General features: G+C 55.0%; 25 protein-coding genes and 1 pseudogene. 4 read left to right on the forward strand and 22 right to left on the reverse strand.

Annotation, left to right across the window (positions count from 1 at the left end):
* Window positions 1–190: 190 nt before the first annotated feature.
* The 3 genes from tnpC (QFX16_RS21360) to tnpA all read right to left on the reverse strand — a co-directional run bounded on the left by tnpC (QFX16_RS21360) (window position 191) and on the right by tnpA (window position 2,429).
* Window positions 191–1,717, reverse strand: coding sequence for an IS66 family transposase (gene tnpC / locus QFX16_RS21360; RefSeq protein WP_010465918.1), 1,527 nt, complete (start codon window positions 1,715–1,717; stop codon window positions 191–193).
* A 62-nt stretch (window positions 1,718–1,779) separates the two neighbouring features.
* On the reverse strand, window positions 1,780–2,115 hold the full coding sequence (tnpB, locus tag QFX16_RS21365) for an IS66 family insertion sequence element accessory protein TnpB (RefSeq protein ID WP_010465920.1): 336 nt from the start codon (window positions 2,113–2,115) through the stop codon (window positions 1,780–1,782).
* Complete coding sequence (gene tnpA, locus QFX16_RS21370) at window positions 2,112–2,429, reverse strand: IS66-like element accessory protein TnpA (RefSeq protein ID WP_010465922.1); 318 nt, start codon at window positions 2,427–2,429, stop codon at window positions 2,112–2,114. Before tnpA ends, tnpB (QFX16_RS21365) begins: the two co-directional genes overlap by 4 nt.
* Before the next feature lie 80 nt (window positions 2,430–2,509).
* On the opposite strand from tnpA, the gene QFX16_RS21375 reads away from it, so the two are divergent.
* On the forward strand, window positions 2,510–2,896 hold the full coding sequence (locus QFX16_RS21375; RefSeq protein WP_283181240.1) for a hypothetical protein: 387 nt from the start codon (window positions 2,510–2,512) through the stop codon (window positions 2,894–2,896).
* 90 nt (window positions 2,897–2,986) lie between these two features.
* Here QFX16_RS21375 and QFX16_RS21380 read toward each other — a convergent pair whose 3' ends face one another.
* The gene (locus tag QFX16_RS21380; protein WP_283181241.1) at window positions 2,987–3,757 is read right to left on the reverse strand and encodes a hypothetical protein; all 771 of its coding nucleotides are present in this window, start codon (window positions 3,755–3,757) and stop codon (window positions 2,987–2,989) included.
* A 198-nt stretch (window positions 3,758–3,955) separates the two neighbouring features.
* Between QFX16_RS21380 and QFX16_RS21385 the strand changes: the two genes are divergently transcribed.
* Entirely contained in the window at window positions 3,956–4,669 is a 714-nt protein-coding gene (locus QFX16_RS21385; protein WP_283181242.1) for a hypothetical protein, read from the forward strand.
* 156 nt (window positions 4,670–4,825) lie between these two features.
* Here QFX16_RS21385 and tnpC (QFX16_RS21390) read toward each other — a convergent pair whose 3' ends face one another.
* The 8 genes from tnpC (QFX16_RS21390) to QFX16_RS29815 form a co-directional block, all read right to left on the reverse strand.
* A complete protein-coding gene (tnpC, locus tag QFX16_RS21390) occupies window positions 4,826–6,352 on the reverse strand; it encodes an IS66 family transposase (RefSeq protein WP_283181243.1) in 1,527 nt (508 codons plus the stop codon).
* A 63-nt stretch (window positions 6,353–6,415) separates the two neighbouring features.
* Window positions 6,416–6,751 carry an IS66 family insertion sequence element accessory protein TnpB gene (gene tnpB, locus QFX16_RS21395; RefSeq protein WP_140684503.1) on the reverse strand — a complete coding sequence of 112 codons (336 nt, stop codon included), beginning with the start codon at window positions 6,749–6,751 and terminating at the stop codon, window positions 6,416–6,418.
* Window positions 6,752–6,948: 197 nt separating this feature from the next.
* The gene (locus QFX16_RS21400) at window positions 6,949–7,080 is read right to left on the reverse strand and encodes a transposase (protein WP_283181244.1); all 132 of its coding nucleotides are present in this window, start codon (window positions 7,078–7,080) and stop codon (window positions 6,949–6,951) included.
* A gap of 461 nt (window positions 7,081–7,541) precedes the next feature.
* Window positions 7,542–7,769 (reverse strand): hypothetical protein, encoded by a 228-nt coding sequence (locus QFX16_RS21405; protein WP_283181245.1) that lies wholly within the window; start codon window positions 7,767–7,769, stop codon window positions 7,542–7,544.
* A gap of 499 nt (window positions 7,770–8,268) precedes the next feature.
* The gene (locus QFX16_RS21410; RefSeq protein ID WP_283181246.1) at window positions 8,269–8,652 is read right to left on the reverse strand and encodes a hypothetical protein; all 384 of its coding nucleotides are present in this window, start codon (window positions 8,650–8,652) and stop codon (window positions 8,269–8,271) included.
* Window positions 8,653–8,762: 110 nt separating this feature from the next.
* The gene (locus tag QFX16_RS21415) at window positions 8,763–9,185 is read right to left on the reverse strand and encodes a hypothetical protein (RefSeq protein ID WP_283181247.1); all 423 of its coding nucleotides are present in this window, start codon (window positions 9,183–9,185) and stop codon (window positions 8,763–8,765) included.
* A 73-nt stretch (window positions 9,186–9,258) separates the two neighbouring features.
* Window positions 9,259–9,819 (reverse strand): hypothetical protein, encoded by a 561-nt coding sequence (locus QFX16_RS21420; protein WP_283181248.1) that lies wholly within the window; start codon window positions 9,817–9,819, stop codon window positions 9,259–9,261.
* A 188-nt stretch (window positions 9,820–10,007) separates the two neighbouring features.
* Window positions 10,008–10,451, reverse strand: a complete 444-nt coding sequence (locus QFX16_RS29815; protein WP_439900095.1) for a DUF6957 family protein — start codon at window positions 10,449–10,451, stop codon at window positions 10,008–10,010.
* Between the two features lie 117 nt (window positions 10,452–10,568).
* Here QFX16_RS29815 and QFX16_RS21425 point away from each other — a divergent pair, with 117 nt between their 5' ends.
* Window positions 10,569–11,030, forward strand: coding sequence for a helix-turn-helix domain-containing protein (locus QFX16_RS21425; protein WP_283181249.1), 462 nt, complete (start codon window positions 10,569–10,571; stop codon window positions 11,028–11,030).
* A 389-nt stretch (window positions 11,031–11,419) separates the two neighbouring features.
* Here QFX16_RS21425 and tmk read toward each other — a convergent pair.
* The 10 genes and pseudogenes from tmk to QFX16_RS21475 form a co-directional block, all read right to left on the reverse strand.
* Window positions 11,420–11,728 (reverse strand): annotated as a pseudogene (tmk, locus tag QFX16_RS21430) (dTMP kinase); the annotation flags it as partial.
* A 19-nt stretch (window positions 11,729–11,747) separates the two neighbouring features.
* Window positions 11,748–13,013 carry an endolytic transglycosylase MltG gene (gene mltG, locus QFX16_RS21435; RefSeq protein ID WP_283181250.1) on the reverse strand — a complete coding sequence of 422 codons (1,266 nt, stop codon included), beginning with the start codon at window positions 13,011–13,013 and terminating at the stop codon, window positions 11,748–11,750.
* 3 nt (window positions 13,014–13,016) lie between these two features.
* Window positions 13,017–13,832: an aminodeoxychorismate lyase gene (pabC, locus tag QFX16_RS21440; protein ID WP_283181251.1), complete on the reverse strand. Its 816-nt coding sequence runs from the start codon at window positions 13,830–13,832 to the stop codon at window positions 13,017–13,019.
* Window positions 13,832–15,076, reverse strand: coding sequence for a beta-ketoacyl-ACP synthase II (gene fabF, locus QFX16_RS21445; RefSeq protein ID WP_283181252.1), 1,245 nt, complete (start codon window positions 15,074–15,076; stop codon window positions 13,832–13,834). The genes pabC and fabF overlap by 1 nt, the downstream gene beginning before the upstream one ends.
* A 108-nt stretch (window positions 15,077–15,184) precedes the next feature.
* The gene (gene acpP / locus QFX16_RS21450; protein ID WP_003442511.1) at window positions 15,185–15,421 is read right to left on the reverse strand and encodes an acyl carrier protein; all 237 of its coding nucleotides are present in this window, start codon (window positions 15,419–15,421) and stop codon (window positions 15,185–15,187) included.
* 191 nt (window positions 15,422–15,612) lie between these two features.
* Window positions 15,613–16,356: a 3-oxoacyl-ACP reductase FabG gene (fabG, locus tag QFX16_RS21455; RefSeq protein ID WP_283181253.1), complete on the reverse strand. Its 744-nt coding sequence runs from the start codon at window positions 16,354–16,356 to the stop codon at window positions 15,613–15,615.
* A 16-nt stretch (window positions 16,357–16,372) separates the two neighbouring features.
* Window positions 16,373–17,311: an ACP S-malonyltransferase gene (fabD, locus tag QFX16_RS21460; RefSeq protein WP_283181254.1), complete on the reverse strand. Its 939-nt coding sequence runs from the start codon at window positions 17,309–17,311 to the stop codon at window positions 16,373–16,375.
* Between the two features lie 125 nt (window positions 17,312–17,436).
* Complete coding sequence (plsX, locus tag QFX16_RS21465; RefSeq protein WP_283181255.1) at window positions 17,437–18,447, reverse strand: phosphate acyltransferase PlsX; 1,011 nt, start codon at window positions 18,445–18,447, stop codon at window positions 17,437–17,439.
* Window positions 18,448–18,451: 4 nt separating this feature from the next.
* The gene (gene rpmF, locus QFX16_RS21470) at window positions 18,452–18,634 is read right to left on the reverse strand and encodes a 50S ribosomal protein L32 (RefSeq protein WP_008152339.1); all 183 of its coding nucleotides are present in this window, start codon (window positions 18,632–18,634) and stop codon (window positions 18,452–18,454) included.
* A 13-nt stretch (window positions 18,635–18,647) separates the two neighbouring features.
* Window positions 18,648–19,175, reverse strand: a complete 528-nt coding sequence (locus QFX16_RS21475; protein WP_004371317.1) for a YceD family protein — start codon at window positions 19,173–19,175, stop codon at window positions 18,648–18,650.
* Between the two features lie 106 nt (window positions 19,176–19,281).
* Between QFX16_RS21475 and QFX16_RS21480 the strand changes: the two genes are divergently transcribed.
* Window positions 19,282–19,860, forward strand: coding sequence for a Maf family protein (locus tag QFX16_RS21480; protein ID WP_283181256.1), 579 nt, complete (start codon window positions 19,282–19,284; stop codon window positions 19,858–19,860).
* Window positions 19,861–20,001: the final 141 nt, after the last annotated feature.

Consider the following 20,001-nt stretch of genomic DNA (forward strand, 5'->3'; position numbering starts at 1 on the left):
GTAAAAGGACTATCCCCCTTCAAAGTATAGAAACCCCCTCCTATTTATATTTAAATCTAGAGTAGGATTAGCAACTACGAGATCTCCAGCATTTATGAAAAACATTCACCCTATATTTCCTCATATCACGCTAAGAAAATATTCTGCGGGAGAAATACGGTAAGCGTCCGCCGAAGTCACCTTGCATGACTCAGGCAGATACCCACTGATGCGGCAGCAGTTGGTCGATCTCACTCGCCCGCTGCGTCGGCAGCCGCGTCAGCACATCTTTGAGATAGGCATACGGATCGTGCCCATTCATACGTGCCGACTGGATCAAACTCATAATCGCCGCTGCCCGTTTGCCGCTGCGAAGCGATCCAGCAAACAACCAGTTCGAGCGTCCAAGTGCCCACGGCCTGATCTGGTTTTCGACTGGATTGTTGTCTATGGGCACCGCCCCATCGACCAGGTAGCGCGTCAGCGCTACCCAGCGTTTAAGGCTGTAATCCAAGGCTTTGGCCGTTGCTGATCCATTGGGCACAAGATCGCGCTGGGCCAACATCCAGTCGTGCAGTGCTTTGGCCAGCGGCGCCGCTTTTTCTTGCCGTATTCGACAGCGATCTCCATCACTCATGTCTCGCACTTGCCGCTCAACTTCGTACAAACCGCCAATCGAGTGCAGCGCCTGTTCTGCCAACTGACTTTTATTCGCGACATGCAGATCGAAAAACTTGCGGCGGGCGTGAGCCATGCAGCCGATTTCGATCATGCCTTTCTCAAACCCAGCTTTGTAACCAGCAAAGTCGTCGCACACCAGCTTGCCATTCCACGCGCCGAGGAAGTTACGCGCATGCTCACCGGCGCGGCTCGGGCTGAAGTCATAAACCACTGCCTTAAGCGCCGAAAACGGCGTGGTGCAGTAAGCCCAGACATAAGCGCGGTGAGTTTTCTTCTCTCCGGGCGCAAGCATCTGCACCGGCGTCTCATCGGCGTGGACAACTTGCTGCGCCAGGACGGCTTCTCGCAAGGCATCAACTAATGGCTGAAGCTGTACACCTGTTTGTCCAACCCATTGAGCTAGTGTGGAGCGCGGGATCGCTAAACCAGCGCGCCCGAAGATTTTCTCCTGCCGATACAGCGGCAAGTGGTCAGCGAACTTCGCCACCAACACATGCGCGATCAGGCCCGCAGTTGGGATGCCCTTGTCGATCACTTGGGCCGGTACCGGTGCCTGGATCAGTGTTTCGCACTGACGGCAGGCCCACTTCCCACGCACATGCTGTTCAACAGTGAACACGCCCGGCGTGTAATCGAGCTTCTCGCTGATGTCCTCGCCGATGCGCTGGAGTTGGCAGCCGCAAGTGCACTGAGTGCTTTCTGGTTCGTGATGAATGACGGTGCGTGGAAACTGCGGCGGCAGTGGCGCGCGCTTTGGTTTTTGGCGCGCCTCTTCTGGAGCAGGAGCCGGAAGCAGTGCCGTCAGCTCGGCGTCGATAGCCTCAAGGTCGGTGTTGAGCAGATCGTCGAGCAAGCTGCCTTGTTCAGGACTGATCTGCTCGCTGCGTTTGGCAAACCGGTGCCGCTTGAGGATCGCGATCTCGTGGGTCAGCTGTTCGATGATGGTTTGATCGCGGTGGATCTTTCTGCCCATGGTGTCGACCTTCGACATCAACTGCGCAGCGAGGGCGCGCAGTTGGTCGGGGGTCATTTGGTCGAGGTTGGGCAAGGAAGTCATGCCGTGGATTTTACCAAAGCAGACCGCCTACGGCAGTAGGCCAAGAAGCAAAATTAAAACTTTTAAAGCAGTGTAATTACGCCGCCAACGCCAACACGTTGCCAAGGTAGACCGAGCACCAACGCCCGAAGTTGCTCGGCATCCAGCTCCATCTCGCAACCTTGGCGAATGCCTGGCCAGTGGAATTTGCCTTGGTTCAACCGCCGTGCCGCCAGCCAAACACCAATTCCGTCATGAACCAGGACTTTCATTCGGTTAGCCCTGCGATTGGCAAACAGATAAGCACAGTGCGGCTTCGCCGCACCGAATACTGCGATCACTCTGGCCAGCGCAGTCTCGGTACCCGCGCGCATATCCATGGGCTCGGTGGCGAGCCAGATGGCGTCTATGCGGATCACTTGGCAAGCTCTCGAATAAATCGAGCGCACCCATCAGGATCGGAAACTGGCCACTTCACTGCGATGGCTTGTTCGCCAACGGGTATCTCGATGATCGCCGATGCCTCCGACGGCCGCTTAGGCGGAGCCTTCAACGGGACAAACGCAGGCAACGCGGCAACTGAGGTATGCCGGTAAAGCGGCAGCCATTTACGAATGACGTTGGCGTTGATGCCGTGAGCGATGGCAACGCTTGAAACGGTGGCCCCGGGCTGAAGGCATTCCTGAACGACCTGGGCTTTGAACGGTTTGGGATAAGAGCTTCGTTGGCGCATGGAAATCCTGGCGATTAAGGGTGATCGCGTCCGCTTAAAAATACGCGGACACCATCGCCCTTAATGCTGGAGTTTTGAAGGTGACATGGCCGGACGCTTACGAAATACGTTTGCCAAGCTTCGACTCACCTACCGTTTGGGAGCATGGCAAGAGTCTGTCAGGCCACGAAGAAATCAACGATTCAATTCACACCGATGAATGGTGCTACGCCATCGACGGTATCGTTGGACGTGGTAGCTATCAGACTGAAAGTGAAGCAATAACCGCATCTGAGCGCGCGCTGTTCAGCGAGCATGGAGATTTCGCTCAGACGGCCCTCGAATCAGCGCTACAGGACAATGACTTCAAGATTGCAATATTCCTCGCCGAGGGACGCGGATACTGGCGTGGCTTAGCCGACGCACGTAAAAAAACCACCTACCTCGCCGACCGCATCATGTCGATATTGGAGCCGTATAGGGAATAGAGGCCCCAGCGTATACTGCAACCAAAACTAGCTGGTTATATATGAAATACGATAGGCCTCTAGATTCGTCTATAACTAATTTAGCTTGAGTTAGGCTCGCACGGCCTCCTTGGAAAACTTAAAATAAGAGTTCGTGAGACGTAAATGCCAGTCTTCCAGCCGCTCACCTTTCTGGCGTTCGCACTTTTCAGAGTCCCCGACATAGACTGAGCCGTTGATCATATAACGGGATATGCGCAAACGAAACGGATTGGCGTCGTTGAGGACATGATTTAATTTGGTTTTCCACGCATCATCATTGATGAAGTAGAAAACCACGACTGTGCTGGCCTTGGATAGCTCGTAAAGCCTCTTGAACGTTTCCAAATCTGGCTCATGAGTGCGAATCACCTCAATGATGATATTTGGGCAGCTCGACCTTGGGAAAAATTTGGTTACATCCCTACCGGCGATATCTGGCTGAATGTAGCGCCCGTCACTAAAAGCGACTCTGGCTCCACCCTCCTTTACCCAACGATAATCACTACCTGGCAAGGTAGAAAAAATTACCTGTGTATGTCGATCCCCATTCTCGTCGAATACATATACACAAAGTTCAACACCATTGGTCGCTGTAAGCTTTCCAAGTATTTCATCAACACATTTGTTATGCGCAGGGTCGGCTTCGCTTTGACCAACGCGAGTGCCAAACGATAAGGCACCAATCCTTCGAAAATGAGGACGCCCCTGATTTCTAACGGGTACCACGAGCTCATCATTAGCATTGAGTAGCGTTTCTGCTCGCATCGCGGGATATGCGTTGTTATCCAGGATTTCACTTTCCTGATACAACCTACCCGTAATGCTACCTGTTGCTGACATTCCCTGCTCCACCTGTGACTTTTCCGGAAGCGGGCACTATAGCGACGGAGGATTCAGTTGTCCTTCATTGGCCCTCATTGGCTGTCACTTCGGTGAAAAATGACCTAGCTCGCGCCCTGCTCAACGCTTATCCTAGAGGCTCTTCGCGGCCTTGACTGCACTTAGGCCACTTCAAAATTGATCCGTCAGGAGTGAAGAATGTCACCCGAAATCGACGAGACAAATGCAGTCCCACTAAAATACGTAGCCTTCTGCGATGTGCTTGGCTTTTCCCATGCTGTAGAGACCGAGTTCGACGCAACCATCTTGCTCTACAAGACGTATCAAGCACGTCTCACCGATTGGCCATTTCCGGAGAAAGTAAATGTCTCCGTGTACTCGGACTCAATTTTGCTGGTTTGCGATGAGCTTGCGCCCCTGCTTTATGCAGTCCAAAGCCTCTGGTTCGCGACCCTCCACAATGATTGGCTCATCCGGGGTGGGATAGCCTATGGCAAATATTGGGAAGACAGGAGCAATGGCAACCTATTCGTGGTCAGTGACGCGCTGGTACGGGCTGTGCGGCTTGAGTCAACCATCAAACACCCCTGCGTAGCCCTCTCGCCTGAAATCGACATACCGCTTTCCATTTGGTTCGCGCGCTTCGCACATGGACTGTTTGATATGCCCCTGCTCCATCATGACGGCCAAAACGTAGTAAACCCGTTCAACAAATTTTGGTTTGTATCCGCGCGAAATCGAGTAGAACAGATGAAATCCAAGTGGCCTGAACATAGCTCAAAGTATGATTGGTTCTTGGGCCTCGCGAATGAGGTCGAGAAAGAAGAACTTATGATTCCCTCCTCCACCATCGAAGAGATGCTGGAGAAAGGAATCATAGGTCTAAAAATTGATGATAACACTCCTTCCTAAGACTGCTGTTTTTTGTCACTTATGAAGACCAACTACATCGCGCACCGGCTATTACACAATACACCGCTGTAAAAAACCAAATAAACCAAATAAACCAAATAACACTTGCATTAAAGCCGAGAGCTGTAAGCGTCTGCCAAAGTCACCTTGTGTGACTCAGGCAGATACCCACTGATGCGGCAACAACTGGTCAATCTCACTCGCCCGCTGCGTCGGCAGCCGCGTCAGCACATCTTTGAGATACGCATACGGATCGTGCCCATTCATGCGCGCTGACTGGATCAAACTCATGATCGCCGCAGCCCGTTTCCCACTGCGAAGCGACCCGGCAAATAACCAGTTGGAACGTCCAAGTGCCCACGGCCGGATCTGATTCTCGACCGGATTATTGTCTATGGGCACAGCCCCATCCTCCAGATAGCGCGTCAGCGCTACCCAGCGTTTAAGGCTGTAATCCAAGGCTTTTGCCGTCGCTGATCCGTTGGGCACAAGATAACGCTGGGTCAACATCCAGTCGTGCAGTGCTTTCGCCAATGGTGCTGCTTTTTCTTGTCGTATTCGGCAGCGATCCTCGTCACTCATGTCTCGCGCTTGGCGTTCAACTTCGTACAAGCCGCCAATCGAGTGCAGCGCCTGTTCAGCCAACTGGCTTTTATTTGCCACGTGCAGATCGAAAAACTTGCGACGGGCGTGAGCCATGCAGCCGATTTCGGTCATGCCCTTCTCGAATCCGGCTTTGTAGCCAGCAAAGTCATCGCACACCAGCTTGCCGTTCCACAAGCCGAGGAAGTTACGCGCATGCTCACCGGCGCGGCTCGGACTGAAGTCATAAACCACTGCCTTAAGCGCCGAAAACGGTGTGGTGCAGTAAGCCCAGACATAAGCGCGATGCGTTTTCTTCTGTCCGGGCGCAAGCATCTGCACCGGCGTCTCATCGGCGTGGACAACTCGCTGCGCCAGAACGGCTTCTCGCAAGGCATCAACCAGCGGCTGAAGCTGTACACCGGTTTGCCCAACCCATTGAGCCAGTGTGGAGCGCGGTATCGCTAAACCGGCGCGCCCGAAGATTTTCTCCTGCCGATACAGCGGCAAATGATCAGCAAACTTCGCCACCATCACATGAGCCAGCAGACCTGCGGTCGGAATGCCCTTGTCGATCACTTGGGCTGGCACCGGTGCCTGGATCAGCGTTTCACACTGACGGCAGGCCCATTTTCCACGTACATGTTGCTCGACGGTGAACACGCCCGGCGTGTAATCGAGCTTCTCGCTGACGTCCTCGCCGATGCGCTGAAGTTGGCAACCGCAAGTGCACTGAGTGTTTTCTGGTTCGTGATGAATGACGGTGCGTGGAAACTGCGGCGGCAGCGGTGCGCGCTTTGGTTTTTGCCGCACCTCTGCTGGAGCCGGAGCCGGACGCAGTACCGTCAGCTCGGCGTCGATAGCCTCAAGATCCGTATTGAGCAAGTCGTCGAGCAAGTTGCCTTGCTCAGGACTGATCTGCTCGCTGCGCTTGGCAAACCTGTGCCGCTTGAGGATCGCGATCTCGTGGGTCAGCTGTTCGATGATGGTTTGATCGCGGTGGATCTTTCTGCCCATGGTGTCGACCTTCGACATCAACTGCGCAGCGAGGGCGCGCAGTTGGTCGGGGGTCATTTGGTCGAGGTTGGGCAAGGAAGTCATGCCGTGGATTTTACCAAAGCAGACCGCCTACGGCAGCAGGCCCAAGCGCTAATTACAGCCTTTTTAAAGGATCGTGATTGCACCGCCAGCGCCAACGCGCTGCCACGGCAGACCAAGTACCAAGGCCTGAAGTTGCTCGGTATCCAGTTCCAGCTCGCTACCTTGTCGAATGCCTGGCCATTGAAACTTGCCCTGGTTCAACCGGCGTGCCGCCAGCCAAACGCCGATCCCGTCATGCACCAGCACTTTCATTCGGTTGGCCCGTCGATTGGCAAACAGATAAGCGCAGTGCGGCTTCGCCGCACCGAATACCGTAATGACTCTGGCCAGCGCGGTCTCGGTACCAGCACGCATATCCATGGGCTCGGTGGCCAGCCAGATGGCGTCGATGCGGATCATCGCAACAGGTCTCGAAGAAAGGTCGCGCAGACAGCAGCACTTTCAGTTGGCCAGTTTACTTTAACGGTGCCGCGTGGGTGCTGGATCTCAACGCAGATATTCGATGACGTTGCGAGCGAACTTGCTCCGGCCAACGGCATGGGTAATGGAATAAATGCAGGTTGCAGCACGGTGCTTCTCTGTGCCTGCACCCGAATTCATTTGTGGACGAGGTTTGCGTTGAGGCTATGGCTGAGCGCGATGCTGGCAATCGAAGCGCCGGGCTGGGCGCACTCTTGAATGACCTGGGCCTTGAAGGACTTGGAATAGGAACGGCGTGTTGGCTGCATGAAATACCCGCTTAAAAGGCTAGAACTGGTGCCCACTTAAATTTAAGTGCACACCATGTCTTGGCTTTGCGGGGCTGGGTAGATGACTTGGCCGGACGGTTACCGAGAGCTGGCCTCCAATGTCCAGACATAAAAAAGCCCCTGTGAAGGGCCTCTACCCTGATCCCGACGCCCCGCCTAGAAGGTCTTCTCTTCCTCCCGAATGTGTACTTCGTCCATCGCTCCCAGGCAAATCTGCCGACAAGGAAGCTTGGCGATAAGCCCACAATCAAAAGGTATCCAGGAAATATCCTAAAACGAGCTCATCATTCCCCGCCTCTCGGTAAGCAGCCATAGTGCTTCTGCAACGAATCGGGGTCAAAGTCCTGTGTAAGCGTCTGCCCAACACACCTTGCGTGGTTAGCGTCGTAAAAAACGGGCAGAAGCTTCCACGATGTTGGCGCTTATGAACAGATAGTCACTTACACTGCGACTTCCTTGAACCAGACGCCCATAGATGAATTTACCGCTGCTGCGAGGGCAACAAAGACTTTCCTGACCGCATCGCGATTTTCGTCATTGAGTTCGTACTCTTCTTCGTTTTTTGCCGCGCGCTTAGCCGGGAAATAAAATAATTTTCGCGGTGCGTTAAATTGACTTTTCGTCAACTCCCTGCCTTGCACACCACAGTTATATTGAATTAACCGCATGTACATACAGTAAAACACTAGCACAGACCTCTTATCGACTGCGCTTCAATGAATTAATCTCTCGCTCTGCGCCTTGATTTTCTCATTTCGTCAGCTGAGAATTGCCGAATTGAGGTTCCGACCCCGTCAATCAGCTAAGGCAAAAACGCACGTGAAATACAATATATGGTTTGCGATTATTGACACCACTGTTGACGCGGAGTCATTAAGCGACCAGCAAAATATCGGGGCACTTTACGTGGAAACTGTAAATACTTCAGAAGATTCGCTCTACAAGCATTGCAGGAGCATTCGTGAACTTGAAGCAACGTTTGAGCGATATCGCAATTACCGAACCCATGATGACCACGTGGATTCGCCGCATGCTAAGTTTAAAGTCCTTCGCATCGATCCTTTTCCGATTTATTCATAAATCGTCCAGATCAAGACACTGGTCGTCGCGATTCACCAATTACGACAACCAGCTAAACTAGCGAATCCGTTCGCCCTGGGATAATCGCTACTGCAAAACTGGTGGTGTGAAAACATAGCGTCCTTGGGCCGTCTGCAGAAAGCTTTTTAAGCTATTCCTACCGATATCCCTTGTGAAAGAGGTGACCACATACCTCGAAGTCATAGTGGTCAGCACCCAAAATCTGCCCTCCTTTCGGACAAAGCGAATGTCAGATGTACGTATAAGGTGTCCATCGGTGTAGCGCCCGAACTGATCTTTTCTCTGGTGGCCAAACACGATACCGACAGCTGAGCAGGCAGATACAAAAACATCGCTTAGGTACGCAGTGATCGGTTCGTGGAATAATTGAGCGTCGGCTTGGGCAATGCGTTTAAGATGAAAATCTGTCAAACGTTTACCGTGAAGATCTACGTTGATCGTGCTCGGCATTTTTGGCTCCTGAGGCGTATTTGCTGAGGCGTAACGCGCTTTTTGAAAAGTAACATTGGCAATGTTACATTGGAAAAATCGCGTTACACCTTGGGAGTATCTGCGTTTGCTCAGTAAATCTTCCGAAGGTTTATCAGCGTGGAAGCGTCGAAGGAGGGGTCGTGAACGTCGGTATACACAGCGCCGCTCTCAACCTCCAGCAAACAAACGGGAACCTCGTTTTTGTCATAGCCGACAGACATTGACGTTAACTTTTCCATCCGCCAGCTCTTGCCTTTATTGATCCACGGCGGCGTGACGACCTGGAGCTCATCTATGACGAGGTCTTCGCTTTGCGCCGAGATGAGTTCAACAAGTTTAGTCTCATCATTAAGCATCTCCACTTGAGATACAAATCTATCCTCGTAACGCTGCTTAATGCTGATGTGATACCAGTGCGTGGCAAGACTTCGAGACACTCCATGCCAGTGAGCCAGCCCTTCCCCGAACATTCCTGGCAGCCCGGCTAAATCAACATCTTGAGTTCTGAACATATTTGCCTCGGATTAATGCCATCTTTTTCTGGGGAAGCTTTCTGGTCGCCAACTCAATGCCATGCATCCTATGCTACTTATGAAGTTTGCTAAAACGGTTTGATAACTCTTGTGCAGCTACTGCTTTCCACCCTTCGGGGTCAGATGTCTTATTAAGCACATTCCACCCGGCCCATAGAAAAAACAGAGCGGCCAAGGCAGCTTCTACCAGTGCGATGATGCTTGTGTATTCCATAATCATTGGATGCTGACCGCCGATAAAGTTCATCATCGGGACGATAGACACTAGCCATCCCACAGGAAAAACTATGCAAAAGGCAAGAACTGCATAAAAAACCATGAGAAGCGGAACAGTGAATCTAATGTTAGTTGCAAATGTCTTTGCACCATTTTCTTTCAACAGACCGTAGACAATTCCAGTGTTCTTTTCTTTATTCGAAGAATTCTTGAAAAAACCGTAAAGAGTAACGGTCTCGCCTGAATCAATTTCCTCATACATTTTCTTAGGCAAGGTGAGGTTTGGAATAACTTGACCATCGAGACTGACGATAGCCTTATAGCTATCACCATGATCTGAGTTGACTTTTACGTAGTCGACCTTGCCCGCTACCTTTACACAATCAAAATTGAGCACAGAAACTCCCATGTTTCATTTTAAGCATTTGATGAGTTGACCCAAGACCCTGATAGTAAAACTCAGACGAAGTGGTGCCTCGAAGCCTGCTTAACTGCCAGCTTCGACGTTATTAAAATCTGCTGCTACTGCGAAATGACAATCGTGGCGTTAGTCTGAATCGCACCTTTTTTACAACAATACTTAGCCTAAAAAAAAGAGAATATTGTTTTTAGGCTGGCCTTCATCTCTTGTCCATCCCCGATGAGCACGTAAATCGTATTTTTTGTCTCAAACATCAGTCCGTCCTGGTAAGAAATGCACATACTCGAACGCACCCAGTCCCCCTCCTGAAATCTCCCCCTACTGTCTTCAATGACCTTGTGGGCAAAAACAAATAACGGGAGATGCCCGGCTAGGCGAATCTTTATGAGATCGCTCTCAGTTACGGCTGCTTGAAAAACCGTCCACTGCTCTACGAGACAAAAGGCTTTATTTGGATACCGCTCCGTCACAGCTCGCTTAGCATCTGTTGAGGAGAAGCAAGTGCCTGTCACAGACCTTGCCTGGCCCTCTACCAGCTCTTTCACATTCGGATTAATTGTCACGCACAACCTCAAATGATCCGGCAGCGGCAACGCTGCTAGAGTCACCCTCTTACTCGGCTGTCACCAACGCTATCGGAATCTTGATCCGCCACACGATTAATATATAGATTTGTGTGGTGGCGCGCAAACACGGCATACCGTCTCATTTTGAGAGAATGCTAAATGTCGCTGCGCAACTCTTATGCAGCAGTGCTCCAGCTGCTTCGCACCCACAAAGGTCTTTCACAGCAAGAGATCTCAGGCAAAGTCGTACAGTCACACGTCAGCCATCTCGAGAGTGCTAAAACCACCGCGACCGTCGATGTAACTTACGAACTCGCAGTCGCACTCAAGATGCACCCCGCCGCGTTTTTCGCATTGATTCTGGCCTCTCACGAACAGCGCCCCGCTCGGGAAATGTTGCTCGCTGCGCTCGAAGAAATTGATGAGCTGGGATTGGCCGACGCGGTGCTCCCGACCGCCCCGCGAAACCTTGTCTCCTCACGAGTAGAAGAAGCCAGAAAGAAATGGGTGGCCGTCCAGGAACTGAAGCGCGAAGGCCTCAGCCAATCGGAAGCCGCCAAAAGACTAGATATTCCCGATTCGACTCTTCGCCGCCTTTGGCATCAAAGCATCAATAAGTGATGTGGGGCGGTGTTGATGAGCATGTGGCTTGGGTTGAGGCTGGGAGGCTGGACTGGACTGGACTGGGCTGGGCTGGGGCCGGGTTAGAAAATCGGGGTTTTTTCTGAAACGTAAACCCTGGAGAGCTAGTGTTTACGGGGGTTTCTGGGGGATTTTGGTTTCGAGGTGACTGGAGAAAAGCCGAGAGAGTGAAAACCGGTTTACGTTTCTTAAAAAAATGCACTGAAAAATGATAGGTTTACTTTTTTAGAACGACGAATGGTATACTGGGATGACTCGTTACTGATGATCTGCTCTGAAGCCTCTGCCACTTGGGGCTTTCAGGAAAAAAGGCAGGCTTTAGCATCTAATCAAGCGATGAACCGAATTGGTTTACGTTGATGGGGCGAGGAAAACAGCGAATCGGTAAAACGATCACACAGGACCACCGCACCGCGGGCCAGTGCCGGGCGAATCACCTCGGCCAGATGCTGGGCTCGTGCAGCGAACACCAACAGCAACTCGGTGTCGGGGTTCATGACTTCGTCAACCGGCGCCAGCAACACTTCGCGGATCCGCTCGGCCAACGGCGTGCCGCCTGGTTCGCGAGTCAGCACGACCTCGATACCCGCGGCGCGCAGGCGCTCGGCCAGGTATTCGCGATTGGTGCTCTTGCCGGCCCCTTCCGGGCCTTCCAGGGTAATAAACAAGCCAGTCACAGGCAGTCCTTAGTCAGAGTCATTGCGGGCTTTGCGGCGCGGTTGCATCCGGTTCGGGCGCGGGTGCGGCTGCGGGTTCTTGAGCGGGTTCTTGCGCCGGCTCCGGTGAAGGCGACGGGTCAGGCGCTTGCGGCTCTGGTGGCGCCGCCTGAGCAGGCTCTTGCGGCGGCACTTGCGGCAAAGCCTCGGGGGCTGTGTCAGGCGATGCAGCCGGAATCGGTGCCTGCTCATCCGTCGCCTCTGGCGCCGTGGTCGGCGCGGGGCTGGAGCGGTAGTCGGCACGGCGCTTGATCTGGAACTCACGCACAGCGTTATTGTGCGCGTCCAGATCATCGGAGAACACGTGGCTGCCATCACCACGAGCCACGAAATAGAGGCTATTGCCAGCCACCGGGTTCAGCGCTGCATGAATCGCTTCGCGGCCGACCATGGCGATCGGGGTCGGCGGCAGTCCCGAAATCATGTAGGTGTTGTACGGCGTCGCTTCCTTGAGATGGGCGCGAGTCAATTTGCCGTTGTAACGATCACCGAGGCCGTAGATCACGGTCGGATCCGTCTGCAACAACATGCCCATTTCCATGCGCCGTACAAACACGCCAGCGATTTGCCCGCGCTCCTGCGGCACGCCGGTTTCCTTCTCCACCAGCGAGGCCATGATCAGCGCCTGATAGGGTTCGGTGTACGGCACGTCAGCGGCGCGCTGGCTCCATTCCTTGGCCAGGACTTCGTCGAGGCGGTCGTAGGCTTTTTTCAGCAGCTCGACATCGGTCATGCCGCGCACGAAGCGATAGGTGTCAGGGAAGAACCGCCCTTCCGGAAAAATCCCGGTGTGGCCGAGTTTGTCCATAACCTCGCTATCACTCAAACCGTCGAGGGTCTTTTCGAGTTTTTCATCCTTGGCCAGAGCAGCGCGGACCTGATGGAAATTCCAGCCCTCGACCAGCGTCAGGCTGTACTGAACCATTTCCCCGCGTTTCCACAGGTCAATCAGTCCTTCGACGGTCATGCCCGGCTGCATGCGGTACTCGCCCTTGTGCAACGGTTGTTTGGCGAGATTGAAGCGCCAATACACCCGCAGCCAGAAAGCGTCCTTGATAACGCCATCGGCTTCGAGTCGATAGAAGGTGCGGGTCGGTGTCGTGCCTTTGGGCACTTCCAGCAGCTCTTCCTGAGTGATGTTCAGCGGCTGTTCCAGCGCCGAATGGATTTTCCAGGCGGAAGCGCCCAGACACAGCCCTGCCAGAACCAATCCGGTTTCCAGCAGCAGCAAGAATTTACGTCTCACGTATCAAACATCCAGTAGCGCGCGGGCAATGGTTTGGAGTTTACGGGTGAGCGGACCAACCGGCCAGCTCAGTGCGGCATAGGCGCGCACCGGCCAAACGCCATACACGCTGTTGCAGACAAAGACTTCATCAGCCCATTGCAGCTGATCGAGGGTGATATCGGTGATTTTTGTGGGGATCCCCAATGACTCGGCTTGAAACAATAATTCGGCACGCATCACGCCGGCCACGCCACAGCGCTTCAAATCAGCCGTGATCAGCACGCCATCGCGAATCAGGAACAGATTGCTGAACACGCCTTCGATCACGCGACCCGCCTGATCGAGCATCAAGCCTTCGGCGTGCTCCGTATCTTGCCATTCGGCGCGGGCGATCACTTGTTCCAGACGGTTAAGGTGTTTGAGGCCGGCAAGCAGTGGCTGCCTGGACAGTCGTGTCGCACAAGGGAACAGGCGAACGCCCTGCTCGCCATGAACGGCAGGATAAGCAGCAGGTGGATTGCCTTGCAGAATACGTCGGGCCTGAGCCGAGGGATCGGAGGCATAACCGCGCAGACTGTCGCCGCGGGTGATGATGAGCTTGAGCACGCCCTCACCCAGTGCGCTGGCATAGGCCAGCAGCTCACTGCGGATCAACTCATGATCGGCAGTGATCGCCAGGCGTGAACAGCCATCGGCCAGACGCGCCAGATGTCGGTCCAGCAGCAACGGTTGCCCGCCACGCACGGCAATGGTCTCGAACAAACCATCACCGTAAGCCAGGCCGCGATCCTTCAGCGACAAAGCGTCAGCCGGCTGACCGTCGACCCAGCTGTCCATCAGTCAGCGAACCGGCGGAACACCAGCGAGCCGTTGGTACCGCCAAACCCGAAGGAGTTGGACAACACCACATCGATTTCCATGTTGCGCGCGGTATGCGGTACGAAATCGAGGTCGCAACCTTCGTCCGGCTCATCAAGGTTGATGGTCGGCGGCGCTACCTGACTGTTGATCGCCAGCACACTGAAGATCGCCTCGACCGCGCCCGCCGCACCCAACAGGTGACCGGTCATGGACTTGGTCGAACTGACCGCCAGCTTGTAAGCGTGATCGCCGAATACCGACTTGATCGCACAGGCTTCGGCAAGGTCGCCCGCCGACGTCGAGGTGCCGTGGGCGTTGACGTACTGAACTTGATCGCCATTGATCTTGGCATCGCGCAGCGCATTGGTGATGCAACGTGCAGCGCCTGCACCATCAGCCGGTGGCGAAGTCATGTGGTAGGCATCGCCACTGGTGCCGAAGCCGATCAGCTCGGCGTAGATCGTCGCGCCGCGGGCCTTGGCGTGCTCCAGTTCTTCCAGAACCAGAGCGCCGGCACCGTCGGACAGCACGAAGCCATCACGGCCCTTGTCCCATGGACGGCTGGCGCGGGTCGGTTCGTCGTTGCGGGTCGACAGTGCGCGGGAGGCACCGAAGCCGCCCATGCCCAGACCGCAAGCTGCCATTTCAGCGCCGCCGGCAATCATCACGTCGGCTTCGTCGTACATGATGTTGCGTGCCGCCATGCCGATGCAGTGCGTACCGGTGGTACACGCAGTGGCGATGGCGTAGTTAGGTCCCTGTGCGCCCAGATGGATGGACAGGAAACCGGAAATCATATTGATGATCGAGCCAGGCACGAAAAACGGAGAGATCCGTCGTGGGCCGGAATCATGCAGCGTGCGGCTGGTTTCTTCGATATTGGTCAATCCGCCAATACCCGACCCCATGGCCACGCCGATGCGCTCACGGTTGGCGTCGGTGACTTCCAGACCGGCGTTACGAACTGCCTGAAAACCTGCGGCCAGACCGTATTGAATGAACAGGTCGAGCTTGCGAGCTTCCTTGACCGACAGGTATTCCTCGACATTGAAGCCCTTTACCGAGCCGCCAAAACGGGTGGAATAGGCAGAAAGGTCGGTGTGTTCGATCAGACCAATGCCACTGCGGCCAGCCAGAATGCCCTGCCAACTGCTCGGCACATCCGTGCCCAGTGGCGACAACATACCCATACCGGTGACTACGACGCGTCTACGCGACACAGCACTCTCCTTTTTCAAATGACGACTTTGCATCAGGCCTAAAGAAAAAACCGCACGCCGTGATGGCAGTGCGGTTTTTCCATGACAGCAAGCAACGATTACAAGCTATTAAGCCTGGTGGTTAGTAACGTAATCGATTGCGGCTTGTACAGTAGTGATCTTCTCAGCTTCTTCGTCAGGGATTTCGGTCTCGAATTCCTCTTCCAGAGCCATCACCAGCTCAACGGTGTCAAGGGAGTCGGCACCCAGGTCTTCAACGAAGGAAGCAGTGTTGACCACTTCTTCTTCTTTAACGCCCAGTTGCTCAGCAACGATTTTCTTGACGCGCTCTTCGATGGTGCTCATACCTTGTTTTCACTCCTAATGGACAAATTCAGGCAGCTGGCCAGTGGGTAAGTGTATAGAAAGACTTTTCAGTTTTTCAACTGAAAGCTTCACTCCTCAAACCCGACGACCCTCTGCCTATAAATAGATTGCAGCTTTATAACGGATTTTAGACAGCTCGTATGACATTTTTTTGAAGCAATCCGTCACATTTAACTCATGTACATCCCGCCGTTCACCGGGATTGTAGCCCCAGTAACGTAAGCCGCACCGTCGGATGCAAGAAAAGCGACCACAGACGCGATCTCTTGAGCTTGCCCCAGACGGCCCAGCGGAATCTGCGTCTGCAAGGCTTCACGCTGTGCCTCCGGCAGTTCGCGGGTCATATCGGTGTCGATGAACCCAGGGGCCACCGAGTTTACCGTAATCGAACGCGAACCGACTTCACGCGCCAGTGAACGGCTGAAACCTTCCAGACCGGCCTTGGCGGCTGCGTAGTTTACTTGGCCTGCGTTGCCCATGGCACCCACAACCGAGCCAATACTGATAATTCGTCCCCAACGGGCTTTGGTCATACCGCGCAAAACGCCCTTGGACAGGCGGAACAGACTGTTCAGGTTGGTATCGACGACGTCATGCCATTCGTCATTTTTCATGCGCATCATCAGATTATCGCGGGTGATACCGGCATTGTTGACCAGGATCGCCGGCGCACCGAACTGCTCCTGAATGCTCGCCAGCACTGCCGCAACGGATTCGTCGCTGGTGACATTGAGCTCCAGGCCCGTGCCTTGAATACCGTTTTCCTTCAGGGTTGCGGCAATGCGCTCGGCACCCGAGGCAGACGTCGCGGTGCCAATAACGATGGCGCCCTGACGACCCAGTTCCAGGGCGATAGCCTGGCCGATACCGCGGCTCGCGCCAGTGACCAGTGCAACTTTACCTTGCAGACTCATGCAGGCTTCTCCTGATTCAGGCCAACGCTGCGCGAGCGGCAGCGAAGGCGTCGGGGGTATTGAGGTTGGATGTCGACACGCCTTCGGCGCAACGCTTGTTCAGGCCAGCCAGCACTTTACCCGGGCCGCATTCGACCAACTGGGTAGCACCTTTGGCGGCCAGCGCCTGAACCGATTCGACCCAGCGTACAGGCTTGTAAAGCTGCTCAAGCAGATCGCGCTTGAGGGTTTCCAGATCGGCCGGCACAGTGGCGCTGACGTTCTGCACCACCGGGATCTGCGGCGACTGCCAGTCGATCGCTGCGATCGACTCGGCGAAACGCTCGGCCGCCGGACGCATCAGCGCGCAATGGGACGGCACGCTGACCGGCAACGGCATGGCGCGTTTGGCACCACGAGCCTTGCAGCCTTCGATGGCACGCTCGACCGCAGCCTTGGCACCGGCGATGACAACCTGGCCAGGGGAGTTGAAGTTGACCGCACTGACCACTTCGCCTTGCGCCGCTTCGGCACAGGCTGCCAGCACATCAGCATCGTCCAGACCGAGAATGGCGGCCATGCCACCTTGCCCGGCCGGAACGGCTTCCTGCATCAACTGACCACGGCGTTCAACCAGCTTCACCGCGTCACCCAGGCTAAGACTGCCCGCAGCAACCAGAGCGCTGTATTCGCCCAGGCTGTGACCGGCAACGTAAGCCGGACGCGCGCCGCCTTCAGCCAGCCACAGACGCCACAAGGCAATCGAGGCGGTCAGAATGGCCGGCTGGGTTTTATCGGTTTGATTGAGTTGTTCTTCCGGCCCTTGCTGGGTCAGTGCCCACAGGTCGTAACCCAGAGCATCGGAAGCTTCTTTGAATGTTTCGAGGACAACCGGATGTTGCGCGCCCAACTCGGCCAGCATGCCGAGGGACTGCGAACCCTGTCCCGGAAAGACGAATGCGAGGGAAGCAGACATGTAACAAGCCCCTAATGATCTTGTCGTCGGAGAATTGACGTCCCGCTTGGGGGACGCAAGAAACTGACAGTTGGATGGCAAATTGAACTGAGCGGTCACATTTAAGCATTGTCCGACGAAAACGCCTAAAGCAACAAATCCTCCAGGCGACCGTGAATGCGTTCCGGCAGATTTTCCTGGATCTCGATCAAGGCGCGCTGAATCGCACTCTGGAAGCCCTGAACCCCCGCCGAGCCATGGCTTTTGACCACAATCCCCTGCAACCCGAGGAAGCTTGCGCCGTTATGCCGCGCAGGCGCCAGATCAGCTTGCAAGCGCTTCATCAGCGGCAATGCCAGAGCACCGACCACTTTCGACGCAAGGTTTCTCTTGAACAAGGCCTCGATGCGCCCGGCAATCATGGTCGCCAGCCCTTCGCTGGACTTGAGCAGGATATTGCCGACAAAACCGTCACATACCACCACATCCGCCTCGCCACGGTACACACCGTCACCTTCGACAAAACCGATGTAGTTGATACCACGGGCACTTTGCAACAATGTTGCAGCGAGCTTGACCTGCTGATTGCCCTTGATGTCTTCAGTACCGATGTTCAGCAGCGCCACTCGCGGACGAACGATGCCCAGGGTTTCCGCTGCCACCGACCCCATCACCGCAAACTGCAACAGATGCTCGGCACTGCAATCGACATTGGCGCCCAGGTCGAGCAACTGGCAATAACCCTTCTGCGTCGGAATCGCCGCCACCATCGCCGGCCGATCAATGCCCGGCAAGGTCTTGAGCACAAACCGCGACAACGCCATTAGCGCACCGGTATTACCGGCACTGACGCAGGCCTGGACCTTGCCATCGCGCAGCAACTCCAGCGCCACGCGCATCGACGAGTCGGGCTTGCCGCGCAGGGCCTGTGCAGGTTTTTCGTCCATGGTGATGACTTCGGACGCCGGAGCAATCGACAGACGCGAGCGATCCACAGCCGATTGGCCAGAGAGCAATTCTTCAAGAAGGGAGGGTTGACCGACGAGGGTCAGGTGCAGCGAGGGCGTAGCAGACAGACAAGCAAGGCTGGCCTGAACAATGCTGCGGGGACCGAAGTCCCCGCCCATTGCGTCAATCGCGATGACTTGAGCAGACAAGTGATTACTCGTCAGCGCCCTTGTCGATCACTTTACGGCCACGGTATACGCCTTCTGGCGATACGTGGTGACGCAGGTGAATTTCACCAGTGGTTTTTTCTACAGACAGAGTGCTTGCCGTCAGGGCGTCGTGCGAACGACGCATGTCACGGGCAGAGCGGGATTTTTTGTTCTGCTGAACAGCCATAATTGATTAACTCCTAAACGTTTGGGTCACGCTTTAACTGCGCCAATACACTGAACGGGTTGGACCGCGTTACCTCGTCCTCGCTCGGTTCGGGCTCATCGAGACCCGCCGGCTGCTGGCATTCTTCCGGATGATGAGCAGGCACAATGGGCAAGGCGAGCAGAAGCTCCTCCTCGATCAGTGACTGCAGATCCAAAGGATCTTCGCCCAGTTCCAGCACGTCATAACCTTTCGGCAACGACTGGGTATTCGCACCCTCCTTCACCACAGCATAACTGCATTCGCTATGGATCGGCAGGGTGACCAGCTCAAGACAACGCTGGCAAACCATTTTGACTTCGGTGTCGATAAAGCTGTGGATTACCACAGACTTACGTTCATCTCGTTCAAAAACGAATTTAGCCTGCACCGTACCGACAGTGTCGGAAAGCGGGTCGCAGAGTCTCTCCAAATCGGCCAGCAGCAGTTCACCTTGAAGGGTGGTGCCACGATCAGCCAATTTGCGCGGGTCAACGTGAGGTGGAATCGGGTCATTCAACATAGGCGCAGCATTATAGGGATGCCCCCAGCCATGTCAAAGGAAATTCAGCCCTGTCCGTCACTTGCAAGCCTCCGCTAGAATTCGCGCCTGTCTTCTGGAGATGCGCATGCTGCCTTTATTACTCGCTTCAAGCTCGGTTTATCGCCGGGAACTGCTGGCCCGCTTGCAGCTGCCGTTTACCTGCAGCTCGCCAGATATCGACGAAAGCCATCGTCCGGGCGAATCCGCAATCGAGCTGGTCAAGCGCCTCGCCGAGGAAAAAGCACGCACGCTAGCCAGCAGCCACCGCGCTCACCTGATCATCGGCTCCGATCAGGTCGCCGTACTTGGCGATCGGATCATCGGCAAACCCCACACCGTCGAAAAGGCCCGCGAACAATTGCTGGCTTCGAGCGGTGCCAGCGTGACCTTCCTCACCGGCCTGGCGCTGCTCAACAGCCAGACTGGCGACTGCCAGGTCGATTGCGTGCCCTTCACCGTACACATGCGCACCCTCGATCCGGCGCGCATCGAACGCTACCTGCGCGCCGAACAGCCCTACGACTGCGCTGGCAGCTTCAAAGCCGAAGGCTTGGGGGTGAGCCTGTTTCAAAGCACCGAAGGCCCTGACGCCACCAGCCTGATCGGCCTGCCATTGATTCGCCTGGTGGACATGTTGCTGGTTGAAGGGATTGAAATCCCCTGAACACCACAGTCCTGTAGTAGCTGGCGAAGCCTGCGTTCGAGTGCGCAGCGCTCGCCAAACCATACGCCGCAACCTTTCAGATAAACCGCGCAATCCGGATTTGCGAGCGCTGCGCACTCGAACGCAGGCTTCGCCAGCTGC

Origin of the sequence: Pseudomonas svalbardensis (genome assembly GCF_030053115.1) — a bacterium.
In the GTDB taxonomy this organism is placed as follows: Bacteria; Pseudomonadota; Gammaproteobacteria; order Pseudomonadales; family Pseudomonadaceae; genus Aquipseudomonas; species Aquipseudomonas svalbardensis.

Bases quoted from the DNA above. Each gene is read 5' to 3' on its own strand.
- tnpC (WP_010465918.1), bottom strand. From the start codon at position 1,717: ATGACTTCCTTGCCCAACCTCGACCAAATGACCCCCGACCAACTGCGC.
- tnpA (WP_010465922.1), bottom strand. From the start codon at position 2,429: ATGCGCCAACGAAGCTCTTATCCCAAACCGTTCAAAGCCCAGGTCGTT.
- QFX16_RS21380 (WP_283181241.1), bottom strand. From the start codon at position 3,757: ATGTCAGCAACAGGTAGCATTACGGGTAGGTTGTATCAGGAAAGTGAA.
- QFX16_RS21385 (WP_283181242.1), top strand. From the start codon at position 3,956: ATGTCACCCGAAATCGACGAGACAAATGCAGTCCCACTAAAATACGTA.
- tnpC (WP_283181243.1), bottom strand. From the start codon at position 6,352: ATGACTTCCTTGCCCAACCTCGACCAAATGACCCCCGACCAACTGCGC.
- tnpB (WP_140684503.1), bottom strand. From the start codon at position 6,751: ATGATCCGCATCGACGCCATCTGGCTGGCCACCGAGCCCATGGATATG.
- QFX16_RS21400 (WP_283181244.1), bottom strand. From the start codon at position 7,080: ATGCAGCCAACACGCCGTTCCTATTCCAAGTCCTTCAAGGCCCAGGTC.
- QFX16_RS21405 (WP_283181245.1), bottom strand. From the start codon at position 7,769: ATGCGGTTAATTCAATATAACTGTGGTGTGCAAGGCAGGGAGTTGACG.
- QFX16_RS21410 (WP_283181246.1), bottom strand. From the start codon at position 8,652: ATGCCGAGCACGATCAACGTAGATCTTCACGGTAAACGTTTGACAGAT.
- QFX16_RS21415 (WP_283181247.1), bottom strand. From the start codon at position 9,185: ATGTTCAGAACTCAAGATGTTGATTTAGCCGGGCTGCCAGGAATGTTC.
- QFX16_RS21425 (WP_283181249.1), top strand. From the start codon at position 10,569: ATGTCGCTGCGCAACTCTTATGCAGCAGTGCTCCAGCTGCTTCGCACC.
- pabC (WP_283181251.1), bottom strand. From the start codon at position 13,832: ATGGACAGCTGGGTCGACGGTCAGCCGGCTGACGCTTTGTCGCTGAAG.
- acpP (WP_003442511.1), bottom strand. From the start codon at position 15,421: ATGAGCACCATCGAAGAGCGCGTCAAGAAAATCGTTGCTGAGCAACTG.
- fabG (WP_283181253.1), bottom strand. From the start codon at position 16,356: ATGAGTCTGCAAGGTAAAGTTGCACTGGTCACTGGCGCGAGCCGCGGT.
- fabD (WP_283181254.1), bottom strand. From the start codon at position 17,311: ATGTCTGCTTCCCTCGCATTCGTCTTTCCGGGACAGGGTTCGCAGTCC.
- rpmF (WP_008152339.1), bottom strand. From the start codon at position 18,634: ATGGCTGTTCAGCAGAACAAAAAATCCCGCTCTGCCCGTGACATGCGT.
- QFX16_RS21475 (WP_004371317.1), bottom strand. From the start codon at position 19,175: ATGTTGAATGACCCGATTCCACCTCACGTTGACCCGCGCAAATTGGCT.
- QFX16_RS21480 (WP_283181256.1), top strand. From the start codon at position 19,282: ATGCTGCCTTTATTACTCGCTTCAAGCTCGGTTTATCGCCGGGAACTG.